Origin of the sequence: Streptomyces sp. NBC_00539, from assembly GCF_036346105.1 — a bacterium.
In the GTDB taxonomy this organism is placed as follows: Bacteria; Actinomycetota; Actinomycetes; order Streptomycetales; family Streptomycetaceae; genus Streptomyces.
The window spans coordinates 6511741-6532895 of the sequence record NZ_CP107811.1; the positions used below are offsets into that span (position 1 = coordinate 6511741).

Annotated in this window: 22 protein-coding genes; 14 read left to right on the plus strand and 8 right to left on the minus strand. The window is 71.9% G+C overall.

The genetic code is table 11. From position 1 onward, the window contains the following. The first annotated feature begins 232 nt into the window (after positions 1-232). Complete coding sequence (locus tag OG861_RS29465; protein ID WP_329192366.1) at positions 233-625, plus strand: YciI family protein; 393 nt, start codon at positions 233-235, stop codon at positions 623-625. 117 nt (positions 626-742) lie between these two features. Here OG861_RS29465 and OG861_RS29470 read toward each other — a convergent pair whose 3' ends face one another. Continuing rightward, positions 743-2413 (minus strand): FAD-dependent oxidoreductase, encoded by a 1671-nt coding sequence (locus OG861_RS29470; protein ID WP_329192364.1) that lies wholly within the window; start codon positions 2411-2413, stop codon positions 743-745. Between the two features lie 190 nt (positions 2414-2603). On the opposite strand from OG861_RS29470, the gene OG861_RS29475 reads away from it, so the two are divergent. From OG861_RS29475 to OG861_RS29505, 7 genes are all read left to right on the plus strand, one after another. Next, positions 2604-3761 carry a SchA/CurD-like domain-containing protein gene (locus tag OG861_RS29475; RefSeq protein ID WP_329192363.1) on the plus strand — a complete coding sequence of 386 codons (1158 nt, stop codon included), beginning with the start codon at positions 2604-2606 and terminating at the stop codon, positions 3759-3761. A 61-nt stretch (positions 3762-3822) separates the two neighbouring features. Then, positions 3823-4260 carry a cupin domain-containing protein gene (locus OG861_RS29480; protein WP_329192362.1) on the plus strand — a complete coding sequence of 146 codons (438 nt, stop codon included), beginning with the start codon at positions 3823-3825 and terminating at the stop codon, positions 4258-4260. Then, positions 4257-5513 (plus strand): beta-ketoacyl-[acyl-carrier-protein] synthase family protein, encoded by a 1257-nt coding sequence (locus OG861_RS29485; protein ID WP_329192361.1) that lies wholly within the window; start codon positions 4257-4259, stop codon positions 5511-5513. Before OG861_RS29480 ends, OG861_RS29485 begins: the two co-directional genes overlap by 4 nt. Before the next feature lie 8 nt (positions 5514-5521). Then, positions 5522-6772 (plus strand): ketosynthase chain-length factor, encoded by a 1251-nt coding sequence (locus OG861_RS29490; protein WP_329192360.1) that lies wholly within the window; start codon positions 5522-5524, stop codon positions 6770-6772. A gap of 31 nt (positions 6773-6803) precedes the next feature. Beyond that, a complete protein-coding gene (locus OG861_RS29495; protein ID WP_136216022.1) occupies positions 6804-7061 on the plus strand; it encodes an acyl carrier protein in 258 nt (85 codons plus the stop codon). Position 7062: 1 nt separating this feature from the next. Then, complete coding sequence (locus tag OG861_RS29500; RefSeq protein WP_329192357.1) at positions 7063-7539, plus strand: SRPBCC family protein; 477 nt, start codon at positions 7063-7065, stop codon at positions 7537-7539. 17 nt (positions 7540-7556) lie between these two features. After that, positions 7557-7889 (plus strand): TcmI family type II polyketide cyclase, encoded by a 333-nt coding sequence (locus tag OG861_RS29505; RefSeq protein WP_329192355.1) that lies wholly within the window; start codon positions 7557-7559, stop codon positions 7887-7889. A gap of 85 nt (positions 7890-7974) precedes the next feature. On the opposite strand, the gene OG861_RS29510 is transcribed toward OG861_RS29505, so the two are convergent. Then, the gene (locus OG861_RS29510; protein WP_329192353.1) at positions 7975-9024 is read right to left on the minus strand and encodes a methyltransferase; all 1050 of its coding nucleotides are present in this window, start codon (positions 9022-9024) and stop codon (positions 7975-7977) included. A 41-nt stretch (positions 9025-9065) separates the two neighbouring features. Further along, the gene (locus tag OG861_RS29515) at positions 9066-10124 is read right to left on the minus strand and encodes a right-handed parallel beta-helix repeat-containing protein (RefSeq protein ID WP_329192351.1); all 1059 of its coding nucleotides are present in this window, start codon (positions 10122-10124) and stop codon (positions 9066-9068) included. Between the two features lie 360 nt (positions 10125-10484). On the opposite strand from OG861_RS29515, the gene OG861_RS29520 reads away from it, so the two are divergent. Continuing rightward, positions 10485-11702: a M4 family metallopeptidase gene (locus OG861_RS29520; RefSeq protein ID WP_329192349.1), complete on the plus strand. Its 1218-nt coding sequence runs from the start codon at positions 10485-10487 to the stop codon at positions 11700-11702. Next, a complete protein-coding gene (locus tag OG861_RS29525; RefSeq protein ID WP_329192347.1) occupies positions 11699-12001 on the plus strand; it encodes a protealysin inhibitor emfourin in 303 nt (100 codons plus the stop codon). Before OG861_RS29520 ends, OG861_RS29525 begins: the two co-directional genes overlap by 4 nt. Before the next feature lie 36 nt (positions 12002-12037). On the opposite strand, the gene OG861_RS29530 is transcribed toward OG861_RS29525, so the two are convergent. The 3 genes from OG861_RS29530 to OG861_RS29540 all read right to left on the minus strand — a co-directional run bounded on the left by OG861_RS29530 (position 12038) and on the right by OG861_RS29540 (position 14847). Next, a complete protein-coding gene (locus OG861_RS29530) occupies positions 12038-12856 on the minus strand; it encodes a polysaccharide deacetylase family protein (protein WP_329192345.1) in 819 nt (272 codons plus the stop codon). A 419-nt stretch (positions 12857-13275) separates the two neighbouring features. After that, positions 13276-14262 carry an aldo/keto reductase gene (locus tag OG861_RS29535; protein ID WP_329192344.1) on the minus strand — a complete coding sequence of 329 codons (987 nt, stop codon included), beginning with the start codon at positions 14260-14262 and terminating at the stop codon, positions 13276-13278. A 189-nt stretch (positions 14263-14451) separates the two neighbouring features. Next, positions 14452-14847 carry a VOC family protein gene (locus tag OG861_RS29540; protein WP_330261911.1) on the minus strand — a complete coding sequence of 132 codons (396 nt, stop codon included), beginning with the start codon at positions 14845-14847 and terminating at the stop codon, positions 14452-14454. A gap of 62 nt (positions 14848-14909) precedes the next feature. Between OG861_RS29540 and OG861_RS29545 the strand changes: the two genes are divergently transcribed. After that, positions 14910-15884 (plus strand): helix-turn-helix transcriptional regulator, encoded by a 975-nt coding sequence (locus OG861_RS29545; RefSeq protein ID WP_329192342.1) that lies wholly within the window; start codon positions 14910-14912, stop codon positions 15882-15884. Positions 15885-15948: 64 nt separating this feature from the next. Here the strand turns inward: OG861_RS29545 and OG861_RS29550 are convergent, their stop codons facing one another. Both OG861_RS29550 and OG861_RS29555 read right to left on the minus strand, forming a co-directional pair. Next, on the minus strand, positions 15949-16536 hold the full coding sequence (locus OG861_RS29550) for a pyridoxamine 5'-phosphate oxidase family protein (RefSeq protein ID WP_329192341.1): 588 nt from the start codon (positions 16534-16536) through the stop codon (positions 15949-15951). Positions 16537-16545: 9 nt separating this feature from the next. Continuing rightward, a complete protein-coding gene (locus OG861_RS29555) occupies positions 16546-17787 on the minus strand; it encodes an FAD binding domain-containing protein (RefSeq protein WP_329192340.1) in 1242 nt (413 codons plus the stop codon). A gap of 574 nt (positions 17788-18361) precedes the next feature. Between OG861_RS29555 and OG861_RS29560 the strand changes: the two genes are divergently transcribed. The 3 genes from OG861_RS29560 (at position 18362) to OG861_RS29570 (ending at position 21149) form a co-directional block, all read left to right on the plus strand. Beyond that, the gene (locus OG861_RS29560; RefSeq protein ID WP_329375195.1) at positions 18362-19552 is read left to right on the plus strand and encodes an ALF repeat-containing protein; all 1191 of its coding nucleotides are present in this window, start codon (positions 18362-18364) and stop codon (positions 19550-19552) included. A gap of 207 nt (positions 19553-19759) precedes the next feature. After that, on the plus strand, positions 19760-20323 hold the full coding sequence (locus OG861_RS29565; protein WP_329192337.1) for a dihydrofolate reductase family protein: 564 nt from the start codon (positions 19760-19762) through the stop codon (positions 20321-20323). A 193-nt stretch (positions 20324-20516) separates the two neighbouring features. After that, positions 20517-21149 (plus strand): HAD family acid phosphatase, encoded by a 633-nt coding sequence (locus tag OG861_RS29570; protein WP_443056743.1) that lies wholly within the window; start codon positions 20517-20519, stop codon positions 21147-21149. Positions 21150-21155: the final 6 nt, after the last annotated feature.

A 21155-nucleotide genomic window follows, 5' to 3' on the forward strand; every position in this document is an offset into this window, starting at 1 on the left:
GAGGGCCGGCTGCGGGCGCGTGGGGTGCGAACAGGAGCGGCGCGCCCCTCCGCGCATGCGGTGTGCCCGGCACGCCAAGGCCCGGCTCGGCCATCCCGCGACCCTGGCGACGTCCGACCACGCGGTGTCGAAGAAGGGCTCGGCGCACTCCCCGATGAGTTCCGCGGCGTGCGGCGGTCTACCCCTTGGCAAGCCGAAGAAGCCCTGCAGCCGCCCCGGAAGGGTGAGGAACATGAAGTACATGATCCAGCTGAACGTGCCGGCCGATCAGTGGGACGCCATCATGTCGTCGTACTCCAAGGACGACATGGAGGCCATGTTCGCCCACATGAACGCCCTCAACAACGACCTCACCTCCGCCGGGGAATGGGTGGAGGGGCGTGGTCTCGGCGGTCCGTCGCTGGTCAAGACGGTGCGGGCCGCGAGCGACGGACAGCGGCAGGTGACCGACGGGCCGGCCCAGGCGGGACGGATCCTGGCCGGGTACTGGGTCGTCGACGTCGACAGCGAGGAGCGCGCCCTGGAGATCGCCGCGAGGGCGTCGGCCTGCCCCGGGCCGGGCGGGAAGCCGGGCTCCGACCCGGTGGAAGTGCACCGGATCCCCGAGGACCCGACGCAGGCCTGAGCCGGGGAGGCAGCCGGCGTCCCGGACGGGCAGCCGGCGTCCCGGGCCGCGCGGGGGCGCGACGCCGGTGACGCGGCAGGGGCCGGCCCTCCTGGACCCGGCCGGGCCGGGAGGGGCTCACTCCGTGCGCAGGACCTCCGCCAGGGCCTGGCGCAGCGCCGCCTCGGGGTCCGCCTCCGGGCCCTCGGCCCGCCAGGCCACGAAGCCGTCGGGGCGTACCAGGACCGCGCCCTCGGCCGTGGTGCCGTGCACCTGCGCCCAGTCGGCGGGGCCGTCCCCGCCCGCCCCGCCCGGCGCGCCGTGCCCGTCGTACACCAGGTCGGCCCCGGGACCGGCACCGATCCGGTACGCCTCCAGCCGTACCCCGCCGGCCTCCGCGATGCGGCGCGCGGCCGCGTGCCAGCCCGCGGCGTCCCCCGCGCCGCTGAGCAGCACCATCGAACGCTCGTAGAGGTCGAGTGTGGACAGGCGCTGCTCGCCGCGCCGCAGCCACATGTGCGGAGCCCGGCTGCCCGGCTGCCCCGCCAGCCGCATCCCCTCGGGCACCACGTCCTGCTCCGGGTCGGCGCCGACGACGGCCCCCCGCGGGTAGCGGTAGGCGAGCACGACGTTCAGGATGCCGCCCTGCCGGCCGCCGCCGATCCCCGGCGGCGGGGCGAAGCCGGGGTGGCTGTGTTCCACGGAGCGCGCCGAGGCCCGTGCGCTGGTCGCCAGCGCCACCGGCCGCCGCTCCGCGTCGTACGTCTCCAACAGCCCGGGACCGGCCCAGCCGTCCAGCACGGCGGCCAGCTTCCAGGCGAGGTTGTGGGCGTCCTGGATGCCGGTGTTCGAGCCGAACGCCCCCGTCGGGGACATCTCGTGCGCGGAGTCGCCGGCGAGGAACACCCGCCCGGCGCCGTAGCGGTCCGCGACCCGTTCCGCGGCGTGCCACGAGGCCTTGCCGGTCACCTCCACGTCGAGGTCGGCGACACCGACGGCCCGGCGGATGTGCTCCTCGCACCGCTCGTGGGTGAACTCCTCCAGCGTCTCGCCGTCCTCCGGGTGCCAGGGCGCGTGGAAGACCCAGTTCTCCTTGTTGTCGACGGGCAGGAGCGCGCCGTCGGCGTCCGGGGAGGTCAGGTAGCACACGATGAACCGCCGGTCGCCCACCACGTCGGCGAGCCGGCGCGAGCGGAAGGTGATGCTCACGTTGTGGAAGAGGTCGCCGGGGCCGCTCTGCCCGATGCCCAGCCGCTCCCGGACCGGGCTGCGCGGGCCGTCCGCGGCCACGAGGTAGTCGGCGCGGACGGTGCGGCGCCGGTCGGTGGTCCGGTCCCGTACGACGGCGGTGACGCCCTGCGCGTCCTCCTCGAACGACTCCAGCTCGTGCGAATACCACAGCTCCCCGCCCTGCTCCCGGGCGTTGTCCAGCAGCACGGGCTCCAGGTCGTTCTGACTGCACAGGCACCAGGAGGTGGGACTGAACTTCGCCAGGCCGCCCCCCGGGTCGATGTTCTTGAACAGCCACTCGCCCGCATCGCCCACGAGGGTCGGTGTCTGCAGGATGCCGTGGTTGTCCGCCAGCAGCGACGCCGCGGTCTTGATGTCCGGCTCGATGCCGGCCACCCGGAAGAGCTCCATGGTCCGGACGTTGTTACCGCGGCCGCGCGGGTGGATCGAGGTTCCCGCGTGCCGCTCGACCAGGGTGTGCCGTACCCCGTGGCGCCCCAGGAACAGGGACGTGGACAGGCCCACCAGGGACCCGCCGACGATGAGGACCGGAACCCGGTGGTCGGCTTCGTGCTGCATCGATGCCTCCAGAGGCAGGCGTTCGGGTGGGGCGGGAGTTCCGCGCTCTTGACAGCTGCTCCGCGGGCACGTCACCCGCGTGGTTCACGCGGGTCGCGCACTTCCACGGACGGGCACAGGATCGAGACACGCTGACGTCGCGACACCGCGGCCGGCGTTCACCGCTGCCCTCGAAGGAGATGTGCGCAGGATGACCACCACGTCTGAACGTGTTTCAGAACCGCCGAAGCGACAGATGTCGAAACGTGTCTCCCAGTCCGTGTTCGACGGCTCCAGGCTCCGCGTCGTCCTGCTGGTGGATGTGTACGACGGCGCCCAACAGCAGTTCCTGGAGGCGTACGAACAACTCTGCACCCAGGTCTCCTCGGTTCCGGGGCACGTCAGCGACCAGCTGTGCCAGTCGATCGAAAATCCATCCCAATGGCTCATCACCAGCGAGTGGGAGAGCGCCCCGCCCTTCCTCGCGTGGGTGAACAGCGAAGAGCACGTGCGGATGGTGTCGCCGCTGCACGGCTGCGTGCGGGACACCCGCTCGCTGCGCTTCCACGTCGTCCGGGAGACCGGTGGCCCCGCCGCCGGCGCCGCACCCGAGCGGCGGCGCCTGCAGAGCTCCCCCCGCATCGGCGACGGCGTCGTCCGCCACGCGCTCACCTTCACCGTCAAGCCGGGCAGCGAGGAGGCCGTCGCCAAGATCCTCGCCGGCTACGCCTCGCCCGAGCCGCGGGTCGACGACACCACCCGGCTGTGCCGGACGTCCCTGTTCATGTACGGCAACCGGGTGGTACGGGCCGTCGAGGTCAAGGGCGACCTGCTCGCGGCGCTGCGCCACGTCGCCCGGCAGCCCGAGGTGCGGGCCGTCGAGGAGGCCATCAACCCCTACCTGGAGCAGGACCGGGACCTCAACGACCCCGAGTCGGCCCGCGTCTTCTTCACCCGCGCGGCCCTGCCCGCCCTGCACCACGTCACCGCCGGGCACGAGCACCCGGAGGCCGAGCGGCACGCCCTGTACTACGAGGCGCGCCCGGACTGCGGCATGCGGCTGGCCGAGCTGCTCGCGCAGCACGACGAGTCGGCGGCCGACGACCCGCGCAGCCCGGTGCTGCGCAGCACGATCTTCCAGCGCGACGAGGTCGTGGTGCGCCTGGTCGACGTGCGCGGCGACCTCGACGACGCCGACCCCGCGCTCTGCCTGGGCTTCGCCGACCCCGCCGTGGCGGCCGAGTTGACCACGCTCTTCGACGGCGCCGCCGGGGCGGACCCGTCCGCGATGCGGGGCGAGGACTTCGCACGCCTGCTGGAGCTCGCGCGCATGCGACTCATCACTGACCGCCGGTCGCCGGAGGCCTGACCGGACCAAGCGGGCCGCGGCCACAAACCCGCCCGGCGCGGCACACATCGGAGGGAACATCGTGATCACAGCCAAGCCCCGAATCGTCGGACTCGACGAGGTCGAGCCCAACCGCCGGCGCGGCGGCGACCTACGCGCCCTGCTCACCCCCGCCACCGTCGGCTCGACCAGCGGTTTCATGGGCGTGGCCATGGTGCAGCCCGGCGACCGCATCGCCGAGCACTACCACCCGTACTCCGAGGAGTTCGTGTACGTCGTCTGCGGGCGGCTCGAGGTGGACCTGGACGGTGAGCCGCACCCCCTGCTGCCCGAGCAGGGGCTCCTGATCCCCACCCATGTGCGCCACCGGTTCCGCAACGTCGGCGACACCGAGGCCCGCATCGTGTTCCACCTGGGCCCGCTGGCCCCGACCCCGCCCCTCGGCCACGTCGACACCGAAGGCACCGACGCCGTCGCGGACGGCGCCCCGCCGGCCGACCTCTCCCAGGTCCGTTCATGACCCGGCGGGTGGCCGTCACGGGCCTCGGCATAGTCGCGCCCGGTGGCATCGGCGCACGGGCGTTCTGGGACCTACTGGCCGCCGGGCGTACCGCGACGCGGGGCATCACCTTCTTCGACCCCGCGGGCCTGCGGTCGCGGATCGCCGCCGAGTGCGACTTCGATCCGGCGGCCCACGGACTGGACCCGGAGCAGGTCGCCCGCGGTGACCGGTACATCCAGTTCGCGCTGGCCGCCGGCGACGAAGCGGTCCGCGACGCCGGACTCGACCTCGCCGGGGAGGATCCCTGGCGGGTCGGGGTCTCCCTCGGCACCGCGGTCGGCGGCACCACCCGCCTGGAGCACGACTACGTACTGGTCAGCCAGGGCGGCCGGCGCTGGGACGTCGACCCCGGCCAGGCGCAGCCGCACCTGCACCGGGCGTTCTCGCCCAGCACGCTCGCGTCCACGGTCGCGGAGCGCTTCGGTGCCCGCGGCCCGGTCCAGACCGTCTCCACGGGCTGCACCTCCGGGCTCGACGCCGTCGGGTACGCCTTCCACACGGTCCAGGAGGGCCGGGCCGACGTCTGCATAGCCGGCGCGTCCGACTCTCCGATCTCTCCCATCACCATGGCCTGCTTCGACGCCATCAAGGCCACGTCGCCCAACAACGACGACCCGGCCCACGCCTCCCGGCCGTTCGACAACGACCGCGACGGGTTCGTGATGGGCGAGGGCGGGGCGGTCCTGGTGCTGGAGGAGCTGGAACACGCCCGGGCCCGCGGTGCTCACGTGTACTGCGAGGTCGGCGGGTACGCCACCTTCGGGAACGCGTACCACATGACCGGGCTGACCGGTGAGGGCCTGGAGATGGCCCGCGCCATCGAGAGCGCCCTCGACCACGCCCGCCTGGACCGCTCGGCGATCGACTACGTCAACGCCCACGGCTCCGGCACCCGGCAGAACGACCGCCACGAGACCGCGGCCGTCAAACGGGCCCTGGGCCACCACGCCTACGCCACGCCCATGAGCTCCATCAAATCCATGGTCGGGCACTCCCTCGGCGCGATCGGGGCGATCGAGCTGGTGGCCTGCGTCCTCGCCATGCGCCACCAGGTCGTACCGCCGACCGCGAACTACGAGACGCCGGACCCCGAGTGCGACCTGGACTACGTCCCCCGCGTCGCCCGCGAACGGAAGCTGGACGGCGTGCTGTCCGTGGGCAGCGGGTTCGGCGGCTTCCAATCCGCGGTGGTCCTGAACCGGAAGGGTTAGAGGACACGATGAGCGAACCGAACCCACGGCGTGCCGCCGTCACCGGAATCGGCGTGATCGCGCCCAACGGACTGAACGCGGACGCGTTCTGGAAAGCCACCCGGGAAGGCATCAACGTCCTCGGCCGCATCACCCGCGAGGGCTGCGACCACCTGCCGCTGCGGGTGGCCGGTGAGGTGCGGGCCTTCGAACCGGCTACGGCCGTCGAGGAGCGCTTCCTCGTCCAGACCGACCGGTTCACGCACTTCGCCATGGCGGCGGCTGACTCCGCGCTGGAGGACGCCCAGCTCGGGCAGAGCGCCACCGGCGAGGCGCCCTTCTCCGTGGGGGTGGTCACCGCCGCGGGCTCCGGCGGCGGCGAGTTCGGTCAGCGCGAGCTGCAGCAGCTGTGGGGGAAGGGCAGCCGGTTCGTCGGCCCGTACCAGTCCATCGCCTGGTTCTACGCCGCCAGCACCGGCCAGATCTCCATCCGCCGGGGCTTCAAGGGCCCCTGCTCGGTCGTGGCCGCCGACGAGGCGGGCGGCCTGGACGCCCTCGCGCACGCCGCGCGGGCCGTGCGGCGCGGCACCGACGTGATCGTGGCGGGCTCGACCGAGGCACCCCTGGCCCCCTACTCGATGGTGTGCCAGCTCGGGTACCCGGAGCTGAGCACCGAAGGGGACCCCGACCGGGCCTACCGCCCCTTCACCTCCGCGGCCTGCGGCTTCGTACCCGCCGAAGGCGGCGCGATGCTCGTGGTGGAGGAGGAGGACGCCGCGCGCGAGCGCGGGGCCGCGGTGCGCGCCGTCGTCGCGGGGCACGCAGCGACCTTCACCGGCGCCTCCTGCTGGGAGGCGTCCCGCGAAGGGCTCGCCCGGGCCATCGACGGGGCCCTCGCGGAAGCCGGCTGCGCCCCCGAGGAGGTCGACGTGGTCTTCGCCGACGCCCTCGGCCTCCCCGAGGCCGACCGGGCCGAGGCGCTCGCCATCGCCGACGCCCTGGGACGGCACGGCAGGCGCGTTCCCGTCACGGCACCCAAGACCGGCATCGGCCGCGGCTACTGCGCGGCGCCCGTGCTGGACGCCGCGGCCGCGGTGCTGGCCATGGAGTACGGCATCATCCCGCCCACTCCCAACATCTTCGACATCTGCCATGACCTCGACCTCGTGACCACCCGCGCCCGCGCCGCCGAGCTGCGCACCGCACTGGTCCTGAGCCGGGGACTCATGGGGTCGAACTCGGCGCTCGTGCTCCGGCGCGGCGCCACGGGTGCCCCGTAGCGGGGCACCCCGGAACAAGGAGAGGAATCCCATGAGTGACCGCATCACCGTGGAAGAGCTGGCCGAACTCATGAAGAAGGCCGCCGGCGTCACCGTCGACCCGGCCGAGCTCGAAAAGCGCAGTGACTCCGGCTTCGACACCTTCGGCCTCGACTCGCTCGGGCTGCTCGGCATCGTCGGCGAACTGGAGAACCGGCACGGTGCGCCGATGCCCACCGACGCCGAGCGCTGCAAGACCCCCCGGCAGTTCCTCGACCTGGTCAACAGCTCTCTCGTGGCAGGAGCGTGACGTGGCGGGCCACACGCAGAACGAGATCACCATCGCCGCGCCGGTCGACCTGGTCTGGGACATGACCAACGACGTGGCGAACTGGCCGCAGCTGTTCAGCGAGTACGCGTCCGCCGACATCCTCTCCGTCGAGGGGAACAAGACGACGTTCCGGCTGACCATGCACCCGGACGAGAACGGCACCGTGTGGAGCTGGGTGTCCGAGCGCGAGACCGACCGCGACCGGCTCAGCGTCACCGCCCGCCGCGTCGAGACCGGCCCCTTCGCCCACATGAACATCCGGTGGCAGTACCACGAGGTGCCGGACGGCACCCGGATGGTGTGGACGCAGGACTTCGCCATGAAGCCGGAGGCGCCCGTGGACGACGACTGGATGACGGACAACATCAACCGGAACTCCAAGGTCCAGATGGCCCTGATCCGCGAGCGCATCGAGAAGGCCGCCGCCGAGCGCCGGCCGGCTCGGGTGCTCGACTGAGCCGGACGGAGAACCCGATGCACCAGTCCCTGATCGTCGCCCGTATGGCACCCGGGTCGGCCTCCGGCATCGCCGAGGTCTTCGCGTCCTCCGACCGCGGAGAGCTGCCGCACCTCGTGGGAGTCGCCCGGCGCAGCCTCTTCCAGTTCGGTGACGTGTACCTGCACCTCATCGAGTCCGAGAAGGACCCCGGCCCCGCCATCGCCAAGATGACGGGGCACCCGGAGTTCGTCGACGTCAGCCGGCGGCTGTCCGCGTACGTCAGCGCGTACGACCCCGACACCTGGCGCTCGCCGAAGGACGCCATGGCGCACTGCTTCTACCGCTGGGAGCGCGACTCCCGGTCTTGAAGCACGCCACTACGCCGCCGGTCGCCGGGCCCGCACCTTCGCGGACCCGGCGACCGGCGGCGTACGGGTGACCGGCCGACTGCGCTCAGCCCGCCACGGTGCAGTCGAAGGCGTGCAGGTACGGGTTGACCGGACGGATGTCGTTCACGGCCAGGCCCGCCTCGGTGAGCCTGCCGACCATGCTCTCGGTCGTGTGCTTGGCCCCTCCGACGTTGAGCAGCAGCAGCAGGTCCATGCCGGTGCTGAACTGCATGGACGGGGTGTCGTCCACCAGGTTCTCGATCACCACGACCCTCGCCCGGGGGCCGCCGGCCGCGATGACGTTGCGCAGGGTGCGGGCGGTGCTGACGTCGTCCCACTCCAGGATGTTCTTGATGATGTACACGTCGGCCTGTACCGGGATGTCCGCCCGGCAGTCGCCGGGCACGATGTGCACCCGGTCGGCCAGCGCCCCTCCCGGCCGCAGCCGCGGATCGGCGTTCTCGACCACGCGCGGCAGGTCGAGCAGGGTGCCGCGCATCGCCGGGTACTTCTCCAGCAGGCTCGCCACCACGTAGCCCTGGCCGCCGCCGATGTCGGCGACCGAGGAGGCCCCCGACAGGTCGAGGAACTCCGCCACGTCCTGCGCCGACTGCCGGCTGGAGGTGGTCATGGCCCGGTTGAAGACGTCGGCCGACTCGGGGGCGTCCTCGTTCAGGTAGGTGAAGAACTCCTTGCCGAAGAGGTCCTCGACGACGTTGTGGTTGGTGCGCACCGCCTCGTCCAGCTTCGGCCAGGCGGCCCAGGTCCAGGGCTCCGTGCACCACAGGGCGATGGCGCGCAGGCTGTGCGGGTCGTCCTCGCGCAGCAGCCGGGACGTACCGGTGTGCGTGAACGTGCCGTCCGGCTCCTCGGCGAAGACCCCGTAGCAGGACAGCGCCCGCAGCAGCCGCCGCAGCGGCTTGGGCTCGGTCTTCACCGCGGCGGCGAGGTCCGCCACGCTCATCGGGCCGTCCCCGAGCGCGTCGGGCACGCCGAGCCGGACGGCCGCGCGCAGGGCGGCGGTGCACGCCGCCCCGAAGACGAGCTCGCGCAGCCGCATGGACGGAGGGGGCGCCGGCCTCGTGGTCGGGTCGGTGGTGCGTGCGGTCGTCATGCCGCCCTTCCTGTTCTCGTTCGCGCCGGACGGGCGGGAGGTCAGCACAGCCCCGTGGGCTTCGAGGCCCCGCAGGAGTTGCTCTTGAAGACGTTGCCCCGGCCGACGTTGCTGTCGACGAGGTCCGCGGGGGCGTTGCCCCGCAGCGTGTTGTCGGTGATCTTGTTCCGTTCGTTGTGGGCGCCCACGAAGCTCTTGAAGAGGACGATGCCGCCGGACATCGGGGACGAGCCCTTGTTGTCCGTGACCTCGTTACCGGTCACCTCGGTCTCCTCGACGCCGGTCAGCACGATCCCGGAGCCCTGGAGGAACGGCAGCCTGGCGGTCTTCGGGCAGAACTTGTTGTTCGCCACCACCCGGTTGTCGTGGACGGCCAGGTGGCCGCCGTGCGGGGAGTTCTCGTCGCCCACGACGACCACGCCGACGCAGTTCGCGGTGATGTCGTTGTGTCCGACGCTGAGGTTGCGCAGGCGGCGCAGGGTGATGCCGTTGCGGTTGTCCCGGAGGTGGTTGTGCTCCACCACCGTCCCCCCGGTGTCCGTGGCCCCTGCCTCGGTGGCGACGGTGTTGGCGAGGAACAGGCCCGCGTCGCCGTTGCCGCGTGCGGTGTTGCCCTTGAAGATCCCGCGCGTGGAGCGCTCCTGGGCGATGCCCCACTGCCCGTTCTTCTCGGCGGTGACGTTCCGTACGGTCAGGCGGTCGGTCCGGGAGGACCAGAGCCCGGTCTTGGCGAAGCCGGACAGGGTGAGCGAGGCGATGGTGGTGTGCCCGACGGGCCGGCCGTCCGCGCCCTCGACGCAGATGCCGTTGCCGGCCCGGGCGCAGGCGTCGGCGGCCTCTCCGGCGGCGGGGGTGAGGACGGTACGGGGCCCCATGCCGCGCAGGATGAGCCCGGAGGTGGTCACCCGTACGCTCTCCCGGTACGTGCCCTCGGTCAGCAGGACGGTGTCGCCCGGGCGCGCCGCGTCCACCGCCCGCTGGACCGAGTCCCCGGGACGTACGACGTGGACCATCGGAACCGCGGCGGCCGGCGCGGCGCCGAGCCCGGTGGCGCAGAGCACCGCGGCGCCCGCGCAGTAGAGAATATGACGCTTCTTCATATTCGTACGTTATGACCCGATACGCCGCCGAGGGCCGGGATGGGCCATCCGGTGGCGTGTCATCCGCCCCGGACCCCTGCGTGCGGTGCCGGTCCCTCAGGGGCGCCCCGTGCCTGCGCTTGCCAGGCACTACGGGCGGCCGGAGACTGGTGTCATAGGTGTGGCACCACCTCTGGCAACGCGGTTGGTCGTCGCCAACGCTCCACCCACTGCTGCCACATTCAGCGCGCTCCCGCGGCTGCGTCCGCGAGATCCTCCCGGAGGCCCGGGGCGACGCTGCGGCCGGTCAGGTTGAACGTCGCGGACCTCCCGTACGTTGATGAATGATTAACCATCGGCCCTCTTTTCAGGAGGTGTCCTATGAGTAGGACCCCCCGACTCAACTGCATCATCCCCCCGTACCTGCTCAAGAGGCTCTTGGAGAGCGAAGACAGCGAGGTGCGCCGGGCAGCCCTGGGCACCATGCTGACCACTGCTCGCCTGCGGGGTGAGCGAACGGTCCGGGCTTCGTTCACCGGCCTGGCCACTCCCGGCAACGGCCGGCGCACCGTCTTCGACTGCGAGCACGGAAGCTTCCTCCCGTCCGCGGAACTGGCCAGGACGGAGGACGGACCCGAATCCGCCGACGAGGCCGTCGACCGGGCGTTCGAGGGGCTGGGCCTGACACGCGATTTCTACAAGGAGGTGTTCCAGCGCGATTCGATCGACGGCCACGGGATGCGCCTGGACGGGTACGTCCACTTCAGCGTGAAGTACAACAACGCGTTCTGGGACGGGCAGCAGATGGTCTTCGGCGACGGTGACGGGAAGATGTTCAGCAACCTCACCGGATCCCTCGACGTGATCGGCCACGAGTTGACGCACGGAGTCACCGAGAACACCGCGGGACTCGAATACCACAACCAGCCCGGGGCCCTGAACGAGTCGATGTCGGACGTCTTCGGTTCGCTGGTCAAGCAGTGGTCGCTCAAGCAGTCGGCCGAGGAGGCGGACTGGCTGATCGGGGCCGACGTCTGGACCCCCGGAATCGACGCCGACGCCCTGCGCTCGATGAAGGCCCCGGGCCACGCCTACGACAACGCGCTGTTCGGCAAGGACCCCCAGCCCGACCGCATGAGCAAGTTCATCCACCTGCCCGACACCGAGGACGCGGATTCCGGCGGGGTGCACCTCAACTCCGGGATTCCCAACAAGGCGTTCTTCCTGACGGCCGTGGGCATCGGCGGATTCGCCTGGGAGACCGCCGGGCGCATCTGGTTCGAAGCGCTCAAAGCCTCCGGCAAGGAGGCCACGTTCCAGGATTTCGCGGACACCACCTACCAGAAGGCCGGAGAGCTGTTCGGCTCCGGAAGCGCCGAGCAGTCGACCGTGCTGGCGGCGTGGCAGGAAGTGGAGATCCAGATCAGTGGCGTCCCGTCGGGAGTCGCCCGGGCGCGGAGCCTCGCGGGAGCCGACGGGAGCGGCGGCGCGGGCCGCCAGGACGGCCTTGCGGCCGTGACCACACAGGTCGGCGAACTCAGCGCCAAGATGACGGCGCTGGCCAAGGATGTGGCCGCCCTGAAGAAAACCAGGCAATGAGGGTGACTCTGGCGGCACACGGCGGGCTGGCGGCGGCGAGCAACCTCCGCCGTCCGCCCGAGGCACTGGACACCGATGCCCTGCCCGAAGACGCCGCCGCCGAGCTGGCCCGGCTGGTGGCGGCGGCGGCCGCGGAGCCCGAGGCCGAAGGGCCCGGCCGCGCCAGGGACGCGATGAGCTACACGATCACGGTGGAGGACGGCGGCCGTACGACGGTGCTCAAGCAGTCGGACGCCGCCATGACCCACTCGTTCGCGGCCCTGCTCACGTGGCTTCGGAACCACTTCGCACAGCAGTGACGACCGGTGGGCGCGGTCGGCCGCCCGGAAACCCGGCTACGGCGTGGTACGGGCCGGGAAGGTGAAGCTGTAGCCGTGCGCGGTGAGCCACGGCAGGTACTCCTCCAGCGCCGCGACGGTCTCGCTGCGGTCGCCGCCACCGTCGTGGAAGAGGACGGTCGGCTGCTGCGGCAGCCCGCCCTCGGCTGCGGCGAGGATGGCCGGCAGGCCCGGACGGCTCCAGTCCTTGGGGTCCACGCTCCAGCCCAGGGGGCGCATCCCGCTCGCGGCGGCGATCGCGCGGCTGTCGGGGGTGAAGGCACCGCCCGGCGCCCGGTAGTAGGTGACGGCCACGCCCGGTACGGCCGTCTCGATCATGGCCTTGCCGTCGAGTATCTGCCGGCGCTGGTAGTCCACCGGCTTGTGGTCCATGGTCACGTCGTGGTCGACGGAGTGGTCGCACAGCCGGTGCCCGTCCGCGGCGACCGCGCGCACCAGTGCCGGGTACTTCTTCGCCTGGGTGCCGATCATGCAGAAGGTGGCCTTGACGTGGTTCTCGCGCAGCACCTGGAGCACCTTCGGGGTCCAGCGGGGGTCCGGGCCGTCATCGATGGTGATGGCGACGTCGTGGCCCGGGCCCTGGGCCAGCCGGGAGATCCCCAGTGGGATCCGGGAGGCGCTCCCGGCCGGTTCCGCGGGGTGCGCGGCACGGTGTGCGACCGGGTGCGCGGCAGGGTGCGCGGCAGGGTGCCGGCCGGCGGAACCGTCCGCGGCGGCCAGGGCCGGTGTGACCGCCGTCGTCAGGAGACCGAGGACGGCCGCCGCCACCGCGGAACCGGCCCGCCGACGACGTACGGAACTGCTGGTGGTGCCCATGGACGCGCCCTTCCCTTGCGCTCGGCCCCCGCCCTCACATAGCTGCTGATCCAGGCTAGGTCATCCCTCCCGGCCCCTTCCTCGCCCGACCGGCCTCCGGGAGCGGCCCGCTCGGGCCCGGTCCCGGCCCGGCCACGGGCGGACGGCCGCGGCAGCCGGCCGAAGGTGAGATGCGTCACGGCCGCGTACGGGTCCGCGGTGCGGGGTGGTCGGCGGTGCGGGGTGGTGTCCGGGCGCGGGGGCGTCGGTGGGGGTGGCCGTCGGTGACTGCCGCCCCTCGCTGCCCCGAGCGGCAGGCCTGCTGCCCGCACGGCACCGGCGCACCGGTGCCGTGCGGCGGCCCCGGCCCGCCCGCCGGCCTGCACCGGCGGGCGGCACCACGGGCCACAGCGGTGCGGCACCGGTTCGGCCTCGTCGGGCTACTTGTTGACGAAGGTGAGGTTGGTCGCGTCGTAGCGGGTGCCCGCGACCTCCTCGGGCGGGGCGGCGGCCTCGATGGCGGCGAGGTCCTCGGGGGACAGCTCGACGGCCAGGGCCGCGAGGTTCTCCTCCAGGTAGCGCTGCCGCCGGGTACCGGGAATCGGCACCACGTCGGTGCCCCGGTGCTGCACCCAGGCCAGTGCCAGCTGGCCCGTGGTGACCCCCTTCGCCGCGGCAAGCTCGTCCAGCTTCGCGACGATCGCCAGGTTCCGTTCGAGGTTGCCGTCGGCGAAGCGCGGCTGGCTGCGCCGCAAGTCGGTCTCGGCCAGCCCCTCCACCGAGCTGTACCGGCCGGTCAGGAAGCCGCGCCCGAGCGGTGAGAACGGGACCAGCCCGATGCCGAGTTCGCGGCAGACCGGGGCGATCTCCGCCTCCAGGTCCCGGGTCCACAGCGACCACTCGCTCTGCAGGGCGGCGATCGGGTGCACCGCGTGGGCCCGGCGGATGGTGCCCGCGCCGGCTTCCGACAGCCCGAGGTGGCGGACCTTGCCGGCCCGCACCAGCTCGGCCATCGCGCCGACGGTCTCCTCGATCGGGACCTGCGGATCGACCCGGTGCTGGTAGTAGAGGTCGATGTGGTCGACGCCGAGCCGGCGCAGCGAAGCCTCGCACGCCTGCCGTACGTAGGCGGCGTCGCCGCGCAGCCGGACCGGCTCGCCCAGGCGGCTGGCGAAGCCGAACTTCGTCGCCAGCACCACCTCGTCGCGACGCCCGGCGACGGCCCGTCCGATCAGCTCCTCGTTGTGCCCTGCACCGTAGAAGTCTGCGGTGTCCAGCAAGGTCACCCCGAGGTCGAGGGCATGGTGCAGCGTCGCGATCGACTGCGCGTCGTCCGCGGCGCCGTAGGCGTGGCTCATGCCCATGCACCCCAGGCCTTGCGCGGAAACCGCCAGGCCGCCCAGGTGCCGGGTGGGGACGTCGGTCATGTTGCTGCCTCCTGAGTTCGCTTTCCTCTCCCCGGGACGCTAGGTGTTGGAGTGCACTTCATGTCAACTGATGACGCGCACACCGCTTGCGTCGGCAGCCGCGGTCAAGGTGCGACACAAGAGGGCTGTCGGCAGCCCATCGTGACGACCCATCAGGCAGGTTCTGGTCCCAGTTGTCCCCGTGCCGGCTCAGACCAGGGTGGTGATGCAGAACGGATGACCCGCGGGGTCCAGGAGGACCCGCCAGCGGTCGGGTTCCGGCTGCACGGGGGGCTCGACGGCCCCCAGGGCGAGCAGCCGGGCCTGGGCGACATCCAAGTCGTCGACGCCCAGTTCGATGTGCGCCTGCTTCTCCTGGGAGGGATCCGGCCAGGTGGGACGTCGGTAGTCGGCCAGCCGGTTGAACCCCAGCCCGGCCGAGCCCTCCTGGCCGACCAGGACGAAGTCGTCGGTGGAGTAGACGACGGGCAGGCCCAGGGCGTCGCCGTAGAAGCGGCCCAGTTCGGCAGGGTCCGGGCAGTCGAACGTGACGGCCGCGTAGCGGATCGCGGGTGTGGACGTGTCCGAAGCGTTTTCAGTGCTCATGGGAAGGAGGCTATGACGGGACCAGGACAGGTACGGTCCTGGTCGTGCGGGACACTTCAGAGGTGATCAGCACATCCGCCCGCCTGCTGCGACTGGTCTCGCTGCTGTCCGCCCGGCCGTCGTGGACCTGCGGCGAGCTGGCCGACAAGATGGCGGTCACCGAGCGCACGGTGCGGCGGGACGTCGCAAGGCTCCGAGAACTCGGCTACGGGGTCGAGTCGGACCCCGGGCCGTGGGGCGGCTACCGCCTGCGCGCCGGAGCTGCGGTGCCGCCGTTGGTCCTTGATGACGAAGAGGCACTCGCCGTGGCCGTCGGGCTGCGCGAGGCAGCACTCAGCGGCGTCCTCGGCGGTGACCAGGCCGCACTGTCCGCGCTGCTGAAACTGCGTCAGGTCCTGCCGCGCCGGATCGCGGACAGGCTGGGCGAGATGGACGCCGCCTTCGTGCACACCACGAGGCCCGACGAACCGCAGATCGCGCCCGGCATGCTGCTGGAGCTCGCCGCGTCGTGCCGCCGGGGCGAGCGCAGCCGCCTGTCGTACCGCGACCGGGAAGGGAAGGACACGGTCCGGGACGTCGACCCGTACCGCCTGGTACACACCGGACGCCGTTGGTACTTCGTCGCCCGGGACGTGACGCGCGACGAGTGGCGTACCTTCCGCGCCGACCGGGTCGGCCGGATACGGCCGAGCGGACGCCCGGTGGAACTCGTGGACCCGCCCGACCCGGCTCTGCTCGTTTCCCGCTCCATCGCGGCCGGCGCCTACCCGCTCTACGTGACGATCCGCCTGCCTCTGCCCTTGGAGGAGGCGCTGCGGCTGATCCCGTCGACGGTCGGGACCCACCGCCCGGAAAACCCCGACGTCACGATCGTCGACGTCGGCGGCCCCGATGCGGACGGTCTCGCCGGGTACCTCCTCGGCCTGGCCACACCGCTGCGGGTCCTGTCCCCGGACGCCGTACGGGAAGCCCTCCTGCGCCGTACCCGGCAACTGTTCGAGGACAACGGCGGCGGGTCCGCCCCTGGACGCGGCTGATCTCGAAGAGCCGGCTCTCGCGGCCCGGGCCCGGCCCGTCGGAGGGACACGGAGGAACGGTTGCTCAGAAGTTGACGGGCGGCAGCGGAAGGGGCAGTCCGGGAAGGCCGTCGATGCTCTGTGCGATGTGGTCCTTCTTGGCGAAGTACGCGCTCAGCGAAGCGTCATCCTCACGCGAGAAGCGCTTGGCGTGCAGGTCGCGGTCTTCGTCGTACGACATGAAGGGAACCCCGTACCCGCAGGAGTCACGGATGAGTTCGGCCGTCACCACGATGATCGCGCGCAGCCCGTGCAGAGCGGGGTCGATGGCCGGGAAGTGTGCGAGCAGTTCCTCGAAGCGCGGGTCGTCACGGAAGACGGGCTCGCCCCGACCGTGCACCCGGACGATGTTGGGCGCCCCCTGGAAAGCGCACCACATCAACGTGACCCGCCCGTTCTCCCGCAGGTGCGCGATGGTCTCGGCCGTGCTGCCGGCGAAGTCGAGGTAGGCGACCCGTTCCTCGTCGAGCACCGCGAAGGAGCCCTGGAGGCCCTTGGGGGAGAGGTTGACCGTGCCGTCGCCCGCGAGCGGCGCGGTCGCGGTGAAGAACATCGGCTGCTGCTCTATGAAGGTGCGCAGCCGGCCGTCGATGCGTGTGTAAGTCTTTCCCATACCCACGGATTATGTAGGACCGGATTCGGCCGGCAGGTGTCCGGGCAGGGGTTGTCCGCCGATGTCCGCAGCGTCCGCGAGCTGGTCATGCCACCACGCCTGCGCCTGACGGGAGTCCATCACGGCCCAGCTGGGCGTCCGCTCCACCTGGGCCCGGCCGAGCCTGCGGGCCAGGGCGACGAGTTCCCGGCCCGCGGCCCCCCTCGCGGCCCGGTAGGCGTCCAGCAGTTCGTCCCAGGAAGCCGACCGGCGCCAGGCGGTCTCGAAGGCGCTGGCGTCCTGGAGGGCCTTCGCCGCCCCGCTGGTGGTGTGCGGGCGCGCCACTACTGCCGCGTCGCCGGCCAGCAAGAAGCGGCCGGCGGTGGTGTGCGCGCTCGCCAGGTCGTAGATCGGCTGCACGTAGGTGTGCTCCGCGTCGGTCAGCGAGATGACGCGGGCCCAGTACGGCGGGAAGCCGCGGTCCAGCAACTCGGCCAATGCGGCGGCGAGTTCGGCCGTGACCTGCCCGGGCGGGAAACTGGTGGGGTCGTCCAGCCGCAGTCGGCCGCTCTGCGGGGGCGTCGCGTACAGGACCCAGTTCACCCGGGGGCCGTCCGGGCCGGGGATGCGGTACACGACACAGCTGCCGCCCTCGAAGCACACGGTGGTCACGGCGTCGCGCGGCCAGTGCGTCTCGCCGGTCTCCGCCAGCCGCCGGGCGTCGAAGTTCCCGCGCCAGCACACGTACCCGGCGTACTCGGGGCGTGAGGTACGGCAGACCGTCTCCCGTACCACCGAGCGGTACCCGTCGGCGCCGACGGCCAGGTCGTACTGCTCGGCGGCGCCGTCGGCGAGCAGTACCCGGGCCCGGTCCGCGCCGACGGCCACTGCGGTCACCGTTACGCCCCGGCGGTAGACCACCGAGGCCGGCATGGCTTCCCGTAACCCGCTCCACAGCAGTCCCCAGTGGTACGAGTGGAAGGGGAACGGCTGCTCCCAGAACAGCCGCCCGGCGGGTCCGGCGGCGGCGTCCCGGACCACCCACCGGCGCCGGGTCAGCCGGTGGGCGGCGATGCCCCGGGGCAGGGCGCCGGTCGCCGCGAGTTCGGCGGCCCGCTCGTCGTGGATGCACAGCCCGAGTCCCCGGTCGGCGAGCCGCCCGCGGGTGCGCTCCAGCACCACCACTTCGTCCGCCCCGGCGCGTGTGGCCGCCGAGGCGAACGCACATCCGGCAATGCTTCCACCGATCACCGCGACGGTACCGCCCTGCATGGCCGCTCCTCTCCCGGCCGGTCCCCGCGCCCAGTTCCTGGCCGCGACCGTCGGGGCCGGTCCTAGGGGGACTCTCCGGCACGGACTGGCGATCCGGCAAGGGAGCCCGGTCGGCCGACTGCCCGTCAGCCACCACGATGTCCGGGCTGTCCGGGCGCGTGCAGCTGCCCGGAAGTTCCTGCGGCCCGCTGGTGACGGTACGGTCACGTGCCGCCACGTCCTCGGGGCGGGGTCGTTGGTGGGGGTATGGAGCAGAGAACCGTTTCGCCTCCCGAGTGGCCCCAGTTCGTCCGGTCGTTCGTGGTGTCGGGGCAGGCATCGGATGCGCCGATCTACGACGCGGTGGAGCGGCAGTGGCTGGCTCAGGGCCGCGAGGTACCGCGCCGGCCGGGCTCGTCCAGGAACAGCACCGTACCGGCGGTGAACGGGGAGGACTTGTTCCGCCGGGGTTGAGCGTCATGTCCCACCGCCGCCGGCACACCCGCTCGTGCCCCCTTTCTCGATGCGCCGTACAACCATCGGCGAACCTGGTGGGTCTTGTGCCCGTAAGAACATTTTCCAGGGGGTTTTTTCTGTGAAGTTGTCCCGGATCGCCGCAGCGGTCACCACGGCCGCTCTTGCTCCGGCCGTCCTCCTCGCGTCACCGGCGTTCGCCGGCACGGAGACTGCCACGTCCACCGATCCCACGTCCCCGACCGCACCCGACCAGGCGGCCCCGGACGAGACCGGCAAGGACCGTGCGGAGGAGGACCGCAAGACCATCCTCGCGATCATCGCCGACCCGATGGCCAGCGGGTACATGAAGGAAGCCGGCCTCAAGGCCATAGCCGACGGCCCCGCGGCCATGCGCAAGTTCATCGAGACGGACCAGCACGCGATCCGCCTCGACGACTACCGGGTGCTGATCACCAGGCTCCTCAACGGTGCCGGCCCCGGCCTGAAGGAAGGCATCAACCAGCTCTTCCGGAGCGACAAGACGACTCTGGAGCAGCTGCGCCACTTCTACGAGGTCACCCAGTACGAATTGCGCGATGACGACAACACCGTCGACATCTCCAGGCTGATCGGCGCCGGCGGCCCCGGCGTGAAGGAGGCGGGCAAGAAGGCGCTCAAGGGCACTCCCGCCGACCGCGCCGCCTTCCTCCAGACGGGACGGTACCTCGCGCAGGCCGAGGACGACCGGGTCGAGCTCGCCCGCATCGACGAAGGCTGGGACGGTCCGCTCCTGAGCGAGGCGATCAGCAAGCTCCTCAGCACGTCCACGACGCCGGCCGAACTGCGCCACTTCCTGGAAGTGACCCAGTACGAGCTGCGCGACCAGGACAACCGTGTCGCGATCGCCAAGATCATTGACGGTGGCGGTCCGGAACTGGTCAAGGCCGGCCGCGCCGCGCTGGCGGGTACCGCTGCCGACCGCAGCGAGTTCCTCAAGACGGGCCAGGACGAGGCGCGCGCCAAGGACAAGAAGACCCAGCAGGAGAACGACAAGAGCAAGGACCAGCAGTCGCACCACAGCACCGGAACCGGTACGGGCACCGGAACCGGCTCCGGGAGCGGCACCGGCTCCGGGACCGGGAGCGGCACCGGCTCCGGGACCGGCACCGGCAGCAACACCCCTGCTCCCCACGGCGGCAGCGGTTCCCCCCTCGCCGCCACGGGCGCGGGTGACTCGGTCCTGATCGCCGGCGGCGCGGGCACCGCACTGGTCGCCGGCGCGGGCCTGCTGCTCGCCGCACGGATGCGCCGCGCCGGCTCCGCGGGCTGACCCGCACGCACCAGTCGTCGGGGGCCGGCCGCGGTCCGCCGCAGCCGGCCCCCGCTCCCTCACGGACACCGCACCGCACACGACCGCACGGCCTCAGCCCCCCGCCTCCACGGCCACGCGTTCGCGCCCCGCGCGTCATGACCCACTGCCCCGGGAAAGGTGCCTCGGCAGTCGTACTGTCGAACCCCGTTCCGAGGAGGGTTTCCGATGCGCAGCGTGACCTATTCGATGGGTGTCTCACTCGACGGTTACATCGTCGGGCCGGACGGCGGCTTCGACTGGACGACGCCCGACGAGGAGGTCTTCCGGCTCGCCACCGACGAGGTCCGGGGGCTCGGCGTCCATCTGCTGGGCCGACGGCTGTACGAGACCATGCTGTATTGGGAGACCGCCGGCCAGGATCCCTCGCTCGACTTCTCGACGCTCGAGTTCGCCACGCTCTGGAAGTCGCTTCCCAAGGTGGTGTTCTCCACCACGCTGTCGGCGGTGCAGGGCAACGCCCGTCTGGCCTCCGGCGGTCTGGCGGAGGAGATCGAGCGGTTGCGGGCCGAGCCGGGGGAGGGCGACATCGCGATCGGCGGAGCGACACTCGCCGCCGAGGCGGCCGCCTCGGGTCTGATCGACGAGTACCGGGCCAGGGTCCATCCGGTACTCGTCGGTGGCGGCATTCCGTTCTTTCCCCGGCGCGAACACCGGGTGGATCTCGAACTGGTCGAGTCCCGCACCTTCGGCTCGCGGGTCGTCTACCTCCGCTACCGCGTGGCGCGCTGAGCGCGGGAACAGCCCCCGCGCGGCACGTCGAGCCGCCTGGGCTCCACCCGCCGTTCGTCAGAAATTACCTACCGACCAGTAGAAAACACGGGAGATCTGACTGATTCTTTTCGCGTACATGCCATCCCCCACCAGGAGTGAGTGACCTGTGACCTCCACGCGCAGAGCCCGCACCCGCACCACCCGCACCGTCATGGGTACCGCCGCCGCCGCGGCCGTGCTGGCCCTGGCGCCCACCACCGCCGCCCACGCGGTGACCCCGGCGCCCGCGCAGGCCCCCGCCGCCGTCACCGCCTGGGCGCCCGGCGGCAACGCCGCGATCCTCGGCATCGACTACGCGACCTGGCAACGCGACGTCGCCACCGTGCTCGGCACGGCCCGGCCCTACGTGGAGCAGCGCCTGGCAGCCTCCCCCGCCGGTGAGAAGCCCGCCATCGTCCTCGACATAGACAACTCCTCGCTGGAGACCGACTTCCACTGGTTCTGGACCAACCCCACCCCGGCGATCGCCCCCGTCCTGGACCTGACCCGTTACGCGAACGCGCACGGCGTCGCCGTCTTCTTCGTCACCGCCCGCCCCGGCATCCTGTACTCGCTCACCGAACGGAACCTGACCTCGGTCGGCTACCCGGTGTCGGGCCTCTACGTACGCGACCTGCCCGCCCTGTTCAGCGAGGTCAGCGCCTACAAGACGGCCAAGCGCGCCGAGATCGAAAGCCGTGGCTACACGATCATCGCCAACATCGGAAACAGTGAGAGCGACCTCGTCGGCGGCCACGCGGAGCGCACCTTCAAACTCCCGGACTACGGCGGCAAGCTCTCCTGACCCCCG